This is a genomic window from Rhizobium sp. AN68, assembly GCF_030758035.1.
GTDB lineage: Bacteria > Pseudomonadota > Alphaproteobacteria > Rhizobiales > Rhizobiaceae > Agrobacterium > Agrobacterium tumefaciens.
The window spans coordinates 289,974-305,666 of the sequence record NZ_JARWMI010000003.1 but is presented as its reverse complement, the minus strand read 5'-3'; the positions used below and the strand labels follow the sequence as shown (position 1 = coordinate 305,666).

The window sequence follows — 15,693 nt, the reverse complement described above, 5'->3', positions numbered from 1 at the left end:
ATTCCCCCGTCGCATCGAGCCGAAATCAGTGCTCGTAATAGGCGGATACGATGTTCCATGCATCGTCGGCCGTTTCGGCGAAATGTAGCAGCTCCATATCTTCGGGCGCAATGGTTCCGAAATCCGCGAGGAATTCGAAATTGACGACGGAGCGCCAGAATTTCTCTCCGAAGAGAATGAGCGGGATGGGCGCCATGCGCTTCGTCTGGATCAGCGTCAGCGTCTCGAAGAGTTCATCGAGCGTGCCGAAACCGCCGGGGAAGATCACCACGGCCTTGGCCCGCATCAGGAAATGCATCTTGCGGATGGCGAAATAGTGGAAGTTGAAGCTCAGCTCCGGCGTGACATAGGGGTTGGGCGCCTGCTCATGCGGCAGAACGATGTTGAGGCCGATGGACGGGCCTCCGACATCGGCTGCGCCGCGATTGCCTGCTTCCATGACGCCGGGACCACCGCCGGTGACCACGACATATTCCAGATGGTCCGATTTCGCGCCGTAGTCGGTGCAGAGCCGGGCGAACTTGCGCGCCTCCTCGTAATAAACCGAGGATTGCTCCAGATTGCGTTTCTGCGTCTCGTTGCGGGCCGCCCAAGCCTCGCCGCCGGGCTCGGGAATGCGCGCGCCGCCGAACATGACGACGGTGGACTTGATGCCCCGCTCGGTCAGCGCCATTTCCGTCTTCAGAAGTTCGAGTTGAAGCCTGACGGGGCGCAACTCCTCGCGGCAGAGAAAATCCATATCCGCGTAGGCAAGCCGGTAGGATGGGGAATCCGACTGCGGTGTTTTGGGAATGACATCGGCCTGCTGCTTGTCCGCAGAGCTACGCTTCAACGGGTCCCACACCCCATCCTTGCGCCGCAATTTGCCGTTTTTCAGTCGTGTCATTTCCAAGCCTTTCGTCTGGTGCGCCAAATCACCCAAATCACATTGACGCCTTTCCAACACTCCCTTAGATCAAATGACCATAGCCTTCCAGCGGCGCGGGACCATCCGTGGCCAAGAACACACGCGACATTCAAGGAATTTTCCATGAGCCTTCCGGATCTCACCTCTCTCGAAACCACCATCGAAACAGCCTTCGACAACCGTGACGGTGTGAACGTATCGACGAAGGGCGAGGTTCGCGACGCGGTGAACACATCTCTTCAACTTCTCGACAGCGGCAAGGTCCGCGTCGCCGAAAAGCAGGCGGACGGGAACTGGAAAGTGAACCAATGGCTGAAAAAGGCCGTGCTCCTCTCCTTCCGTCTGAACGACATGGAAATCGTCACCGGCGGCCCCGGTGAATCCACCTGGTGGGACAAGGTGCCGTCGAAGTTCGAGAACTGGGGTGAAAACCAGTTCCGCGCTGCGGGCTTCCGCGCAGTGCCTAACGCCGTCGTGCGCCGCTCGGCCTATGTGGCCAAGAACGTGGTGCTGATGCCTTCCTTCGTCAATCTCGGCGCCTATGTCGATGAAGGCACGATGGTCGACACCTGGGCGACGGTCGGCTCCTGCGCGCAGATCGGCAAGAACGTGCATCTGTCCGGCGGCGTTGGCATCGGCGGCGTTCTGGAGCCGCTTCAGGCCGGCCCAACCATCATCGAGGACAATTGCTTCATCGGTGCCCGTTCGGAAGTCGTAGAAGGCTGCATCGTGCGCGAAGGCGCCGTTCTCGGCATGGGCGTCTTCATCGGCAAGTCGACCAAGATCGTCGATCGCGCCACCGGCGAGATCACCTATGGCGAAGTGCCACCCTATTCCGTCGTCGTTGCCGGCACCATGCCGGGCAAGCCGTTCCCGAACGGCGAGCCGGGCCCAAGCCTTTATTGCGCCGTCATCGTCAAGCGCGTCGATGAAAAGACCCGCTCCAAGACCGGCATCAACGAGCTTCTGCGCGACTGATAAAAGCTGATACCATGACCACGACCGATCCCGTTGCCAATCTCGCCGCCCTCATCCGTTGCCCTTCGGTGACACCAGCCGAAGGTGGCGCGCTATCCCTGCTAGACACCCTGCTTTCACCGCTTGGCTTTGCGGTGGAAAAGATGGTGGCGACGGAAGCGGGAACGCCTGACGTTGAAAACCTCTACGCCCGGCTTGGCACGGAAGGTCCGCACCTGATGTTTGCGGGCCATACCGATGTCGTTCCGGTGGGCGACGAGGCGGCATGGAGCCATCCACCCTTTGCCGCTGAAATTGCCGGCGGCGAAATGTTCGGCCGTGGTGCGGTGGACATGAAGGGCGGCATTGCCTGTTTCGTTGCCGCCATCGCCCGCTACATCGAGAAACACGGAAAACCGAAAGGTTCCGTTTCTTTCCTGATCACCGGTGACGAGGAAGGCCCCTCGATCAACGGCACCTCGAAGTTGCTGGAATGGGCCGCCGCCAAAGGCGAGGCATGGGATGCCTGCGTGGTGGGTGAACCGACCAACCCCGACCAGCTGGGCGACATGATCAAGATCGGCCGCCGGGGATCGATTTCGGGCCGCATCACCGTGCATGGCGTGCAGGGTCATGCCGCATATCCGCATCTGGCCGACAACCCCATTCGCGGGCTGCTGCAACTGACCCACGCGCTGATGCATCCGCCCTTCGATCACGGTACGGACGACTTCCAGCCGTCCAATCTGGAAGTGACGACCATCGACACCGGCAATGCCGCCACAAATGTCATTCCGGCGCGGGCGACGGCGTCGTTCAACATCCGTTTCAATGACAGCTGGACGGTGGAGAGCCTGCGGGCGGAAATCATCCGCCGCCTCGATGCCGCCGCTGCCGAGGGAGAACTTCGTCCCGACCGCAGCCCGGTCAAATATGAGATCGTCTGGGCGGACCGTCCGGCCCATGTTTTCCTGACCCGGAACAATGCGCTCATCTCATCGCTTTCCGGCGCCGTGGAAGCCGTGACAGGCAAGGAGCCCAAGCTTTCGACCACTGGCGGCACGTCGGATGCGCGTTTCATCAAGGATTATTGCCCCGTCGTGGAATTCGGCCTCGTCGGGCAGACCATGCATATGGTCGATGAGCGCGTGGAAATCGCCGATCTGGAGACTCTCACAAACATCTACGAGACCTTCATCGAACGCTGGTTCTCCCATGCCGACGGCAAGTGAAGTAAGGCTCTATCTGAAAGGCCTCTGGCTGCTGCTGCTCGGCGACCATACCGGCGCGCGTTATCTGGATCTGTCCGAACGCGGCATGTGGCGGTCCTTCTACTCCGCCCTCTGGTGCCTGCCCGCCATGCTGGTGTCCTGGCTGTGGCTGCGCGCTGCGTTCCTGGCAAGCTATCCGCCCGGAACAGGAACGGGACTAATCTACTTTTTCCGCCTTGCGATGGTCGAGGCTATCTGCTGGATCGTGCCGCTGCTGTTGATCGGCATGCTGCTGTTCGCCTTTGGCGCACGGGAAAAATTCACCGCACTGGTCACCACCATGAACTGGCTGTCGCTGCCATTTTCCTATGCCTATGCGGTTCTGATCCTGATCGCGTTTTTTCTGCCGCCCTTGCAGGGGCTGATCGCCATTCTCTGGCTGGCACTCCTGCTGTCGCTGGTCTTCGCCTTTTCGCGGATCGTGCGCTTCTTCATCCGCGACCAGTCGTTGCTTGTCTCGGCGATCGTCATGACCCTGCTGGTGCCGGGCATGCTTCTGTCCGAGGCACTGCAGCGTTTTCTCGGCGTTTATCCGGCCTGAGAAACGAGACGGACTTCAGTCCGTGTCTTCGACCGTCTCGACCTTTGAATAGACACGCGGCGGAATGACGTCGGGATAATCGACCTGCATGAAATAGAGACCATCCGGCGGCGCGACTGGGCCGCAGGCTTTGCGATCCCGTGCTTCCAGTGCCGCGCGCACGTCTTCCGGTGTCATGCTGCCTTCACCGGCCATTTTCAGCGTTCCGGCAAAAGAGCGTATCTGGTTGTGGAGAAAGCTCTGCGCGGTGGCGCGTATCTCGATAAGATCGCCATTGCGCGTCACATCCAGCCGGTCGAGCGTTCTGACCGGGCTGCTCGCCTGACAATGAACCGAGCGGAAAGTGGTAAAATCGTGCCGGCCGACGAGCATCTGTGCAGCTTCATGCATGTGTTCGTGGTCCAGATCTTTCGATACCCACCATGCGCGCTTGTGCTCGAGTGCCAGCCGCGCTTTCCGGCAAATGATGCGGTACAGATAATGGCGGCGAAGCGCGGAGAAGCGCGCGTCGAAATCCTCGGTCACCGCCGTTACGTCGACAACCGAGACGGCCTCTTTCGCCATGGCCAGATGGGCGTTGAGAGCATTGCGAAGCTTATATGGCGCCCAATCGCGGGAAAGATCGACATGGGCTACCTGTCCCACGGCATGCACGCCGGAATCGGTGCGGCCAGCGCCGCGAATAGAAACGGTTTCGCCGGTCAGCGACCGGACGGCAGCTTCAAGCGCGCCCTGAACTGAAGGGCCGTTATCCTGTCTCTGCCAGCCGAAGTAAGGCGTACCGTCATATTCGACGGTCATGCGGAAACGCGGCATCAGCCGAGCCTCGTTCTGGCGGGAACGGGTGTGCCACGAACGAAATCGGCAGCCGACAGCGGCTTGCCACCCGCCTTCTGCAAACGGGTAAGCCGCACCGCGCCACTGCCGCAGGCGATGGTCAGGGCGTCATCGAGCACAGCGCCCGCTTCGCCCATACCGCTCGCCAGTTCTGACGCCAGAACCTTCACGCGCTCGGCCTTACCGCCGATTTCCATTTCCAGCCAGGCGCCGGGGAAAGGCGAAAGGCCGCGGATATGGTTATGGACGTCCTGTGCCGGCCGGGGAAAATTAATCCGGGTCTCGCCCTTGTCGATTTTCGAGGCATAAACGACGCCTTCTTCCGGCTGCGCAACGAGAGGAAGATCGTCTGCTTCCAGCTTGTCCATCGCCTGCCGCATCAGCCGCGCGCCTGTCAGCATCAGGCTGTCGTGCAATTCACCTGCCGTGGTATTCTCACCGATCGTGACCTTGGCGGTCAGCGCCACCGGGCCGGTATCCAGCCCCTTTTCCATTTTCATGACCATCATGCCCGTCTCGGCATCGCCAGCCATGATCGCTCGCTGAATGGGAGCAGCGCCGCGCCAGCGCGGCAGCAACGAGGCGTGGCCGTTATAGCAGCCAAGACGCGTACCGCTCAGGATAGCCTCGGGCAATAGCAGCCCATAGGCAACGACAACCGCGACATCGGCGTTGAATTCCCTGAATTCCTGCCGGTCTTCCTCGGCCTTGAAATTTACCGGCGTCAGCACGGGCAGACCCAGCAGTTCGGCCGCCTGATGCACCGGCGATTTCTGCAGATCGAGGCCACGGCGACCGCCTGGACGCGGCGGCTGCGTATAAACGGCAACGACCTCGTGACCAGCGTCCACCAATGCACGCAGCGTGGGAACGGAAAAATCCGGCGTGCCCATGAAAATGATGCGAAGAGCCATATCGCCCCCTGCCCTCTATGCCGGTCCGTCTACGTAATTAAGACGAATCAGACCTTAGCGCGGGCTGCTTTGGTGAATTTCTTGATGACCATTTCTCGCTTCAGCCGCGAAATATGGTCGATGAACAGAATGCCGTTCAGGTGGTCGATCTCATGCTGCAGACACGTCGCCAGAAGTCCGTCCGCATCGACCGTCTGCTGCTTGCCGTCACGATCGACATATCGCACTGTCAGGGATGCGGGACGCTCTACCTCGGCATAATAATCGGGAATGGAGAGACACCCTTCCTCATAGGCCGAGACGTCGTCCGACACTTTGAGGATTTCCGGATTGATGAAGACGACCGGCTTTTTCTCCTCGTCCTCGCGCGAAACGTCGATCACCAGCATGCGGCGCGGCACGCCCACCTGAATGGCGGCAAGGCCGATACCCGGCGCATCATACATGGTTTCAAGCATATCGTCGGCAAGGCGCAACACTTCGGCATCCACCTGTTCGATGGGCCTTGATTGCTGGCGCAGCACGGGATCGGGCAAAATGATAAGCGGTTTGATAGTCATGGCTTCCCATAACGTATCTCTTGCGCGGAGGAAATAAAAAATACGCGGTCGAAATGAGACCTTCGTCCGGTTTTGGCCGACTCAATTCCGCCGCATGAATGTTCTTGTTTTGATCTTACGAATCACTGGAAATCTGGTAGATTTAGCCATGAGCATCGATTTCTCTTTTCTCCTCGATCCCGCCTTGCGGGCCGGCTCCGTCGACATCAGCTTCGGCGGGCTTCTTGCGGCTCTCGTTTTCGGCCTTTCCGCTTTCTGGATGGTCACGAAAAGTCGCGGGAAAAAAGCGGAAGCCGATGGTGAAATTTCCGATCTGTTGAAAACCCAGTCGGAACTGCACGGCCGGATCGCGGCGATGGCCGAGACGCTCGGCACGCGCCAGAGCGAGATGGGCCAGACGATCAACCAGCGCCTCGACGGCATGTCGCAGCGGCTGGGCGAGACGCTGACCGAGCAGACGCGGTCGACACACGAGAATCTAAGCCGCCTGCAGGAGCGGCTTGCGGTTATAGATGCCGCACAGGGTAATATTCAGGATCTGGCAAAGGACGTGGTCGGGCTTCAGGCGATCCTCTCCAACAAGCAGACGCGCGGCGCTTTCGGGCAGGCGCGCATGGAAGCGCTGATCGCCGATGCGCTTCCCGCCGGGGCCTTTCAGCTTCAGCCCACGCTTTCGAATGGCTACCGACCAGACTGCATCATCAGGATGCCGAACAACGCCCCGTCCCTCGTCATCGATGCCAAGTTTCCGCTGGAGGCGTGGAATGCGCTGAAGGCGGATGAAACGCCCGAGGGCAAACGGGCTGCGACCCAGCAGTTCCGCCGCGATATGGAAGTGCATATTCGCGACGTGGCGGAGAAATATCTGATACGCGGCGAAACGCAGGATACGGCCTTCATCTTCGTGCCGTCGGAATCGATCTTCGCCGATATTCACCAGCATTTCGAATATCTCGTGCAGCGTGCCCATCGCGCCCGTGTCGTCATTGTCTCGCCATCGCTTTTGATGCTGTCGGTGCAGGTTATCCAGTCGGTGCTGAAGGACCAGCGCATGCGCGAGCAGGCGCACCTCATTCAGGGTGAAGTCGCGCTTCTCATGGATGACGTGCGGCGGCTGGACGACCGGACGCGCAAGCTGCAGGCCCATTTCGGGCTGGCGCAGAAAGATGTCGACATGATGCTGATTTCCTCCGACAAGGTGCTGGCGCGTGGCCAGAAGATCGAGGGCCTCGATTTTTCGCCGACGGAAAAGGAGACCTCCCACAGCGAAATCGAGCAGGCGCGACGCTTTGCAGAGAACAGGGCAGGAACGGCCAAGTTGCGGGTGGTTGACGACGAGTGATCCCCTCGGGCAAAGTCGCCGCCTTGCTTTGAATTTCATACGGACATGCCCTGATGATTACTGTTTTCGGCTCCATCAACATGGATCTCGTCGCCACCGCCAAACGCCTGCCCAAACCCGGTGAAACCGTGACGGGAGAAACCTTTTCCACGGCGGCCGGCGGAAAGGGAGCCAATCAGGCGCTTGCCGCACGGCGCGCAGGTGCAACGGTCAAAATGGCGGGCGCTACGGGTGATGACACCTTTGCCGCGCCAGCGCTGACATTGCTGCGCGATGCCGGCACCGATCTGTCGCTCGTCAAGACCGCGCCCGGCCCCACGGGAACCGCCGTAATCCTGATCGGTGAAGGCGGGGAGAACATGATCTCGGTCATTCCCGCCGCCAATGGCGAAGTTTCCGCATCCGACGCCGCAAGAGCCGTGGCGGAGATGGCAGCGGGCGATATTCTGATGCTTCAGTTCGAGGTGCCCGCACCCTCAATCGAAGCAGCACTGACGGCCGCGAAGGCTAAACGCATCACCACTATCATCAACACCGCGCCGCTGACCGCGGACGGGCCGCGCCTTGCCAGCCTTGCCGAAATCGTCATAGCCAATGAAACCGAGTTTGAACTGCTGATCGGCAAAAACGGACTTTCAGCCTCCGAACGGGAAAATGAACTCAAATCCCTGCATGAGCAGACCGGCCAGACATTGATCGTGACGCTTGGTGCTGATGGCGTGATCGCCATTCGCAACGGCAAGGTCTTCAAGGCGTCCGGTCTCAAGATCGAGCCGGTCGATACTGTTGGCGCTGGCGATACCTTCTGCGGTTATCTCGCCGCCAGCCTCGATCAGGGTATGGATTTCGAAAAGGCGCTGAAGCGCGCCGCCGTCGCAGGCTCGCTCGCCTGCACCCGCGCCGGCGCCCAGCCTTCCATTCCGGTTGCTGCCGAAGTGGACGCGAATATCTGACGGTTCGAGCTGTTAAATGCGAATGAAAGTGAGATAGGCCGAGCTGCGGCCTTCTCTTTTCGCCTTGTTCTCATAACGCGTGCCCGGCCAGTTGGCATAGGGGGTGTGCCAGTCCTCGGCACTTGCCGCCGTCCACTCGAAACCGCCGTGGCGGGCGCAATGCTGTAGCGTCCAGTTGACGTAGGTATCGATATCGGAAGCAAAGCAGAACTTGCCACCGGGTTTCAGGACGCGATGGAAACGGGCAAGATTGACGTCGGAAACGAAACGGCGCTTCCAGTGCTTCTTCTTCGGCCAGGGATCGGGATAGAGAAGATCGATGTGATCGATCGACCCATCCGGCAGCCAATCCAGCAATTGCGTCGCGTCATCATCGTAAAGGCGGATATTCATCAACTCGCCTTCACGCACGCTTGCCAGCAGCTTGGCCATGGAATTGACGAAGGGCTCGACGCCGATAAAGCCGGTCTCAGGATTTTCAACCGCGCGGTGGGCAAGGTGCTCGCCGCCGCCGAAACCGATTTCCAGGCGGACCGATTTCACATCCGCCGGAAAGAGAGCGACGAGATTTTTCGGAGGCGCGCTTTCCAGATCGATTTTCAGCAAAGGCAGCAGGTTTTCGATCGTATCGATCTGCTGATTGCGCAGGGGCTTGCCCTTGCGTCTGCCAAAAAACGCTTCCGTTGCGCGCGAACGCCGCTCTTCCGTCATGTCATACTCTCAAGAACAAATAGACTAAACCCGCACAGGGCCGCTTGAATGGCACTATGCGGGTTACAAATGGTGCAACCGGTATCTCTCAATCCCCGTCCAATGACAAGGCTTAGAACAAGTCCCCGCATTTTCCGAACGTAAAATCGCTACGCAATTTTACTGGAAATGCTTCAAGCGCTCAAAGCTTCCTTGAGCGGCTTCACCAGATCGAGCTTCTCCCAGGAGAAGGAACCGTCACGGCCCGCCTTGCGACCGAAATGGCCGTAGGAGGACGTCTTGGCATAGATCGGCTTGTTGAGATCGAGATGACGGCGAATGCCCGACGGCGAGAGATCCATGACCTTGCGGATGGCGCCTTCGACCTGATCTTCGCTGACCTTGCCGGTACCGTGCAGATCGACATAAATCGACAGAGGCTGGGCGATGCCGATCGCGTAGGAAATCTGAATGGTGCAGCGCTCGGCCAGACCGGCAGCCACCACGTTCTTGGCCAGATAGCGGGCAGCATAGGCCGCGGAACGGTCGACCTTGGTCGTGTCCTTGCCGGAGAATGCACCGCCGCCATGGGGGGCAGCTCCGCCATAGGTGTCCACGATGATTTTGCGGCCGGTCAGACCCGCATCGCCATCCGGACCACCAATGACGAATTTGCCCGTCGGGTTAATATACCACTGGCAATCATCGGCGATCTTCAGGTCACCCAGCGCTTCGCGGATATAGGGTTCGACAACTTCGCGAACCTTCTTCGAATCCCAGCTGGCATCGAGATGCTGCGTGGACAAAACGATGGATACGGCTTCCGAAGCCTTGCCGTCGACGTAACGAACCGTCACCTGGCTCTTGGCGTCGGGACCGAGTTTCGCAGCTTCGCCTTCGCCGCTTTTACGGGCGGTCGCGAGCAGCTGCAGAATACGGTGGGAATAATAGATCGGAGCCGGCATCAGGTCCGGCGTTTCCTTGCAGGCGTAACCGAACATGATGCCCTGGTCGCCGGCACCCTCGTCGCCCTGCTTGTCGGAGGCGTTGTCCACGCCCTGCGCGATATCCGCCGACTGCGGATGCAGAAGAACGTCGATCTTCGCCGTCTTCCAGTGGAAACCATCCTGCTCGTAGCCGATGTCGCGGATCGCCTTGCGGGCAGCCGACTTGAACTTCGAGGGATTGATGACCGGGTGGCCGGCAGCATCCTTGAGAACCTTGCCGTCCTTGTCCTTTTTCAGCAGGGTATCGGGAACCCGAACCTCACCGGCGATAATGACGCGGTTCGTCGTCGCAAGCGTTTCGCATGCGATGCGCACGGTCCAGGGGTCGACACCCGTCTTGGATGCCTCACGATAGATGAGATCCACGATTTCATCGGAAATACGATCACAAACCTTGTCCGGATGACCTTCGGCCACGGACTCGCTGGTGAACAGGTAATTGGCACGCATGCGGGATTCCCCTCAAAGAACGGTCTTCGAGTTTGTTAGTCATTTCGGCCATGAAAGACAAGGACACAACCACATAAATATATCTTTATGTGAGAATTCCTTTCTAATTGGGCACAAAAAAACGGCCCTTGCGGACCGTTGAGTGTCCAGCGCCGTACGCTGGAAAATAAAGCAGTCGCCTGCGAGTGCTACTCAGCATCCCCTTCGGCGGCGAGCGACTTGACGAGATCAACGAGGCGGCGGCGAACCTTCGGGTCGGCGATCTTCACGAAAGCGCGGTTCAGTTGCAAGCCTTCGGCAGACGACAGGAAATCCACCACGTAATTGGAACTCGATGCTTCTGCCATGCCCGTCGTGCCGACGGCCTGATCACCCGGCGCGTCCTCGAAGAAGAAGGAAACCGGCACATTCAGGATCGCGGAGATATTCTGCAGGCGGCTGGCGCCCACGCGGTTCGTGCCCTTTTCATACTTCTGAATTTGCTGAAAGGTAATTCCGAGGCTTTCACCCAGCTTTTCCTGGCTCATGCCCAGCATGGTTCTGCGAAGACGAATTCGGCTTCCGACATGAATGTCGATGGGGTTAGGCTTTTTCTTATTTTCGGTCATCATGCGGTCCTGACACTCGGAAAGGGTTGATATCTCGTTTCATTGCTTATTCGAAGAAATGAGCTGGTATTTCGACAGCGTCTAAACTTGTTTTACGACTGACGTATTCACTATGCAATTGTAGGGGTTCCCGGTCAATTCTGGCGCCGGGCAAAACGCCAGGCAGAAAATACCGAAACGGTCAGCATGATAGAAAAAATCAACCAGAAATACGTCCGATGTATGTCGTAAGTAACAGCGTCATTTGACCCACCACTCAAGGTGGCGTCAACAATTCCGACCCGGCCGTAGTCCAACCCGGCAATAATACGACCATAGGGATCTATAACGGCGGAAATTCCGGTATTAGCGCCGCGAATCACCGGCACTCCCGTTTCAACGGCCCGTACTCTTGCCTGCAGAAAATGCTGATAAGGGCCGGGTGTATCGCCGAACCAGCCATCATTCGTGACGTTCAGGATTGCTGCGGCGCCCGCCAGACCAGGGGTCATCTCTTCGGGAAAAATGATCTCGTAGCAGATCAGGGGATAGAGGGTTTTACCGGAAGGAAGCGTCAAAGGCGTGCGCGAAGACGCGGCTGAAAAGCCGCCCGGCAGGCTGATGACATTATTGATGCCGAATCCCCGTAGAATATCTTCGAAAGGGACATATTCTCCAAAGGGTGTCAGATGGACCTTGTCGGTCGCGCCGATGATCTCGCCCTGACTGTCAATCGCATAGACCGAATTGTAGTAACGCGGAGGCCGGCCGGCACCGGCATCTTCCATTCTGACCGCACCGGTAAACAGGACCTGCCCGTCTTCAAGCGTCTTGGCGATTTCCGCCAGAGCGTCCGGATTTTGCGTCAGGATGAAAGGCACGGAGGTCTCCGGCCAAACAATGATATCTGGGCGTTTTTTTCCTTCGCCGGGCGGCAGGCCCGTCAAGCGCAGATGCTCGCTGAAAATCTCGGCCCTGTCTGCATTCAGCATCTTGCGGGACTGGTCGATCGACGGCTGCACGATCCTCACGGTCAGCGCGTCCGCAGGTGTCTCCAACGGTGTCTGAAGGCGATAAAAGCCATAACCAAAATGGCCAGCCAGCAGCAGGCCCGCCACAATGAGACCCGGCCACATGCCTTTTTTCGTGCCGATCAAGGCAGGCGAGGCGAAGATGAAAACGGCAAGCGTGGTGACACCAAAAAGACCGAGCAGATGCGCCGACTGCATCATGATCGGCACAGGCATGATGCCATAACCGATGGCGTTCCAGGGAAAGCCAGTTGCTATGAAGCTGCGGAGCCATTCCAAAAGGCCGAATGCGGCCGCAAGTGCGGCGATACGGCCGAGACCGTCCGACCAGACGATATTGGCGGCTGCGACCGCAAAACCGTAAAACACGGCGAGAACAGCCGGAAGGCCGAGGATGGCGAGCGGTAGCGCCCAGGCGAACTCGTCAGCTTCCAGCAGGAGCGCATTGCCCAGCCACCACAGGCCCGCCACGAAATAACCAAGGCCGAAACACCAACCGATGCCGAAAGCGGGCATGATGCGGCTGAAGATGCCGCCGCCCGGCTTGCCGGTGCAGCCATCGACCAACCAGACAAGCAGGGTGAAAGACAAAAAAAGCGCTGCGAAAAAGCCAACCGGAGGCAAGGCCAGCGCTCCAACCGCGCCTGCGGCAATCGCCATCACTGCGCGGCTTTTGCCGCCGGCCAGCATTACCCTGCCTGCAAGACGCTCCATGCCATCTCCGTTTAATGCCCACCCGGAAAAGCCCAACCCGGCATGGCCGCGCAAAGGAATTTCCCTTTAGACTCGACGTAAAGGAAAAAGATTCGCAGTCCACAGAAGGGATGGTCGCCGGAGCACCGTGCGTCCTTTTGGACTCTTGATGACGCGTTCAAGGAGCGGCGGCGACGGGGAGCATCCCGTCGCCCACCTCAGTCAGCGTTTTGCTGGTGGGTGATGAGGCGAACATCCGGCGCGGGCAGCGGAATAACCTCATCGGCATCGGCATCGCCCGGCGCGCGGTCATCCTGCCCTTCCGAGCCATGATCGCGGACGATACGGACACCCTTGATACGCCTTGTATCCGCATCGAGGATCTGGAACTCGAAGCCAGGTACGGCCCTGACCACTTCACCCTTGGCCGGAATGCGGCCGAGTGCGAAGAATATCAGGCCGCCGAGCGTATCGATTTCTTCAAGATGTTCGCGGACATCGAATTCCGGTCCGATTGCCTCGGCAAGTTCTGTAAGCTCTGCGCGGGCATCCGCCACCAGCACGTCGGCGGATAGACGGGAAAACATCGTCTCGTCCTTGTCGTGCTCGTCATCAATGTCACCCACGACCATCTCGACGATGTCCTCATGGCTGACGAGACCGTCCGTGCCACCATATTCGTCGATCACCAGGGCAAGCTGTGTTCTCTGTGCCTGCATGGTCTTCAAAAGATCGGAGGCCAGCATGGAGGGGGGTGCAAAAAGAATTTTACGCACCAGCCCGGCATCGGCGACCGTCTGTTCCAGATCCACCCGCGCCAGGTCAAAATTCGGTCGCGGCGAGCGCGGAGCCTTCGCCTCGCCATAAGCAACACCACGCGACCCCACCCGGCGCTTGTTGCGCGCCTGCTTGGCGACATAGGCCAGCAGATCGCGAATGTGGATCATGCCCTTCGGATTATCCAGCGTCTCATCGTAGACCGGCATGCGGGAGCGCCCGGTTTCCTCAAAGAGGATCAGAGCTTCGCCGATGGTCATATTCTGGTCGAGACCGTCGATATCCACGCGTGGGATCATGATATCTTCGACCCGAACCTCCCGGAAACGCAGGATATTGTTCAGCATCGCCCGCTCTTCGGGCGAAAAGGCGGCACCGATTTCGGTGTCGTCCATCAGCGCGTCGGTCAAATCCTCGCGCAGGCGCTCGCCCTGTGACGGCTTCAGCAACCGTCCAATGCGCGACCAGATCGTCGATCTCGGCTTTGCATTGGAGTCGTTCCGTAAATGACTACTGCCCTCCTCCGAGGAGGACTGCTCGCCGTTTTCTCTGCCCTCATTGGCAGGTCGTGCAGAATGTTCGTTCATGGCTCCAGACAATATTCAAAGCGGTTCCTGTCCCGCGTAAGGATCAGATAGGCCAAGGACCGCCAAAATGCGAGTCTCAAGCGACTCCATTTCTTCCGCCTCCTCCTCATCCATGTGGTCATAACCGAACAGGTGCAGGAACCCATGAACAAGAAGATGGGTCAGATGATCCTCGAAACTCTTCTCAAGTTCAAGAGCCTCGCGTTCAACCGTCTCGCGCGCGATGACGATATCGCCCAGCATCGGGCCGGGCATGCCGCCCGGTTCCAGCGGAAAAGCGGGGAAAGACAAGACATTGGTTGCCTTGTCCTTGTCGCGCCATTCGGCATTGATTTCCCGGATATTTTCATCGTCGGTAAAGACCAGCGACAGTTCCACCGGCATTTTCGGGAAGGGTTGGTTCTCTTCCCGCTTCAAAAAATCAACCGCTGCATCCAGCGCCTTGGTGGCGAAGGCAAGAAGGTCCTCTTCCGAGGACCAGCCTTCGGCCTCGACGCTGATTTGAATATCCAGAGCTGTCATTGTCTTGCGTCAGTTGCCCTTCACGAGGCTTTCATCCGGCACCGCCGTGTGGGATTCGTACGCCCGCACGATGCGCGCCACCATCGGATGGCGCACGACGTCCACATCCTTGAAGCGCACGACGGATACACCTTCCACATCGGTGAGGATTTGCAGGGCCTCGACAAGACCCGACTTCACGCCGCGCGGAAGGTCCACCTGGCTTGGGTCGCCGGTCACGATCATGCGGCCTTTCTCACCAAGACGGGTAAGGAACATTTTCATCTGCATGGTCGTGGTGTTCTGGGCTTCGTCCAGAATGACGGCGGCGTTGGCAAGCGTGCGTCCGCGCATGAAGGCCAGTGGCGCAATTTCGATGACGCCCGCCTGAATGGCGCGCTCCACCTTGTCACCCGGCATCATGTCGTAAAGCGCGTCGTAAAGCGGGCGCAGATAAGGATCGACCTTCTCCTTCATGTCGCCCGGCAGGAAGCCAAGGCGTTCGCCCGCTTCTACTGCGGGACGCGAGAGGATGATGCGGTCGACCGCGCCACGCTCCAGAAGTTGCGCTGCATGCGCCACGGCAAGATAGGTCTTGCCGGTGCCGGCGGGGCCGACGCCGAACACCAGTTCGGATTGCTCCAGCGCCCGCATGTAGACATCCTGGGTGGGCGTTCGGGCAGCGACGGTCTTCTTGCGCGTGGAAATCTGCGCCATGGAGATCTTCGCCTTGCGCTCCATCGTCGGCAAGGTCAGCTGGTCATCTGCCGCCATGGCCATGCGGATCGCGCCTTCCACGTCGGAAACCTCGGCGGTTCCGCCCTTGAGCAGACGCTCGTAAAGGAAATCCAGCGCCCGGCGAGCCTGATTGGTGGCAACGACATCGCCGGTGATGGCAACGGAATTGCCGCGCGGGCGCGCATCGATGTTGAGGCGTTGTTCCAGCAATTTGAGGTTCTGATCGAACTGACCGAATAGCTCTCCCGCTATCCTGTTATTCTCGAACGTCAGGACGAAGTGATTGGCGTCGGTCGCGGCTTGGCGTGGCTGGCGCGATGAAGGTGATACCAATTCATGTGCGTTCAAGC

16 protein-coding genes are annotated in these 15,693 nt (G+C 59.1%); 5 read left to right on the top strand and 11 right to left on the bottom strand.

What is annotated here, in order from left to right; translation table 11 throughout:
* Positions 1-25 precede the first annotated feature (25 nt).
* Positions 26-886 (bottom strand): LOG family protein, encoded by an 861-nt coding sequence (locus tag RBH71_RS14515; RefSeq protein WP_034501844.1) that lies wholly within the window; start codon positions 884-886, stop codon positions 26-28.
* Positions 887-1,030: 144 nt separating this feature from the next.
* Between RBH71_RS14515 and dapD the strand changes: the two genes are divergently transcribed.
* Genes dapD through RBH71_RS14500 form a run of 3 tightly spaced genes read left to right on the top strand, consistent with a single transcriptional unit; the run spans position 1,031 to position 3,676 of the window.
* Positions 1,031-1,885: a 2,3,4,5-tetrahydropyridine-2,6-dicarboxylate N-succinyltransferase gene (dapD, locus tag RBH71_RS14510; RefSeq protein WP_003514821.1), complete on the top strand. Its 855-nt coding sequence runs from the start codon at positions 1,031-1,033 to the stop codon at positions 1,883-1,885.
* Between the two features lie 14 nt (positions 1,886-1,899).
* Positions 1,900-3,096, top strand: a complete 1,197-nt coding sequence (gene dapE, locus RBH71_RS14505) for a succinyl-diaminopimelate desuccinylase (RefSeq protein WP_003514819.1) — start codon at positions 1,900-1,902, stop codon at positions 3,094-3,096.
* Complete coding sequence (locus RBH71_RS14500) at positions 3,080-3,676, top strand: hypothetical protein (RefSeq protein ID WP_003514818.1); 597 nt, start codon at positions 3,080-3,082, stop codon at positions 3,674-3,676. Before dapE ends, RBH71_RS14500 begins: the two co-directional genes overlap by 17 nt.
* A gap of 15 nt (positions 3,677-3,691) precedes the next feature.
* Here RBH71_RS14500 and truA read toward each other — a convergent pair whose 3' ends face one another.
* From truA to def, 3 genes are read right to left on the bottom strand one after another with little or no spacing between them, the layout of a single operon-like run.
* Positions 3,692-4,492, bottom strand: coding sequence for a tRNA pseudouridine(38-40) synthase TruA (gene truA / locus RBH71_RS14495; RefSeq protein ID WP_003514816.1), 801 nt, complete (start codon positions 4,490-4,492; stop codon positions 3,692-3,694).
* Positions 4,492-5,427, bottom strand: a complete 936-nt coding sequence (gene fmt, locus RBH71_RS14490; RefSeq protein ID WP_003514813.1) for a methionyl-tRNA formyltransferase — start codon at positions 5,425-5,427, stop codon at positions 4,492-4,494. Before fmt ends, truA begins: the two co-directional genes overlap by 1 nt.
* Before the next feature lie 47 nt (positions 5,428-5,474).
* Positions 5,475-5,987: a peptide deformylase gene (def, locus tag RBH71_RS14485; protein WP_003514812.1), complete on the bottom strand. Its 513-nt coding sequence runs from the start codon at positions 5,985-5,987 to the stop codon at positions 5,475-5,477.
* A 148-nt stretch (positions 5,988-6,135) separates the two neighbouring features.
* On the opposite strand from def, the gene RBH71_RS14480 reads away from it, so the two are divergent.
* Both RBH71_RS14480 and RBH71_RS14475 read left to right on the top strand, forming a co-directional pair.
* Positions 6,136-7,329, top strand: coding sequence for a DNA recombination protein RmuC (locus RBH71_RS14480; protein ID WP_003514811.1), 1,194 nt, complete (start codon positions 6,136-6,138; stop codon positions 7,327-7,329).
* 53 nt (positions 7,330-7,382) lie between these two features.
* Positions 7,383-8,282: a ribokinase gene (locus RBH71_RS14475; RefSeq protein ID WP_003514810.1), complete on the top strand. Its 900-nt coding sequence runs from the start codon at positions 7,383-7,385 to the stop codon at positions 8,280-8,282.
* Between the two features lie 12 nt (positions 8,283-8,294).
* Here the strand turns inward: RBH71_RS14475 and trmB are convergent, their stop codons facing one another.
* The 7 genes from trmB to RBH71_RS14440 form a co-directional block, all read right to left on the bottom strand.
* Positions 8,295-8,993, bottom strand: a complete 699-nt coding sequence (trmB, locus tag RBH71_RS14470; protein WP_003514809.1) for a tRNA (guanosine(46)-N7)-methyltransferase TrmB — start codon at positions 8,991-8,993, stop codon at positions 8,295-8,297.
* A gap of 173 nt (positions 8,994-9,166) precedes the next feature.
* On the bottom strand, positions 9,167-10,429 hold the full coding sequence (metK, locus tag RBH71_RS14465; RefSeq protein WP_003514808.1) for a methionine adenosyltransferase: 1,263 nt from the start codon (positions 10,427-10,429) through the stop codon (positions 9,167-9,169).
* Positions 10,430-10,617: 188 nt separating this feature from the next.
* Positions 10,618-11,037 (bottom strand): helix-turn-helix domain-containing protein, encoded by a 420-nt coding sequence (locus RBH71_RS14460; RefSeq protein WP_003514807.1) that lies wholly within the window; start codon positions 11,035-11,037, stop codon positions 10,618-10,620.
* 134 nt (positions 11,038-11,171) lie between these two features.
* Positions 11,172-12,761: an apolipoprotein N-acyltransferase gene (gene lnt, locus RBH71_RS14455; protein WP_003514805.1), complete on the bottom strand. Its 1,590-nt coding sequence runs from the start codon at positions 12,759-12,761 to the stop codon at positions 11,172-11,174.
* A 197-nt stretch (positions 12,762-12,958) separates the two neighbouring features.
* The gene (locus RBH71_RS14450; protein WP_003514803.1) at positions 12,959-14,104 is read right to left on the bottom strand and encodes a hemolysin family protein; all 1,146 of its coding nucleotides are present in this window, start codon (positions 14,102-14,104) and stop codon (positions 12,959-12,961) included.
* 15 nt (positions 14,105-14,119) lie between these two features.
* Entirely contained in the window at positions 14,120-14,626 is a 507-nt protein-coding gene (gene ybeY / locus RBH71_RS14445) for an rRNA maturation RNase YbeY (protein WP_003514801.1), read from the bottom strand.
* 9 nt (positions 14,627-14,635) lie between these two features.
* A complete protein-coding gene (locus RBH71_RS14440) occupies positions 14,636-15,691 on the bottom strand; it encodes a PhoH family protein (RefSeq protein ID WP_003514799.1) in 1,056 nt (351 codons plus the stop codon).
* Positions 15,692-15,693: the final 2 nt, after the last annotated feature.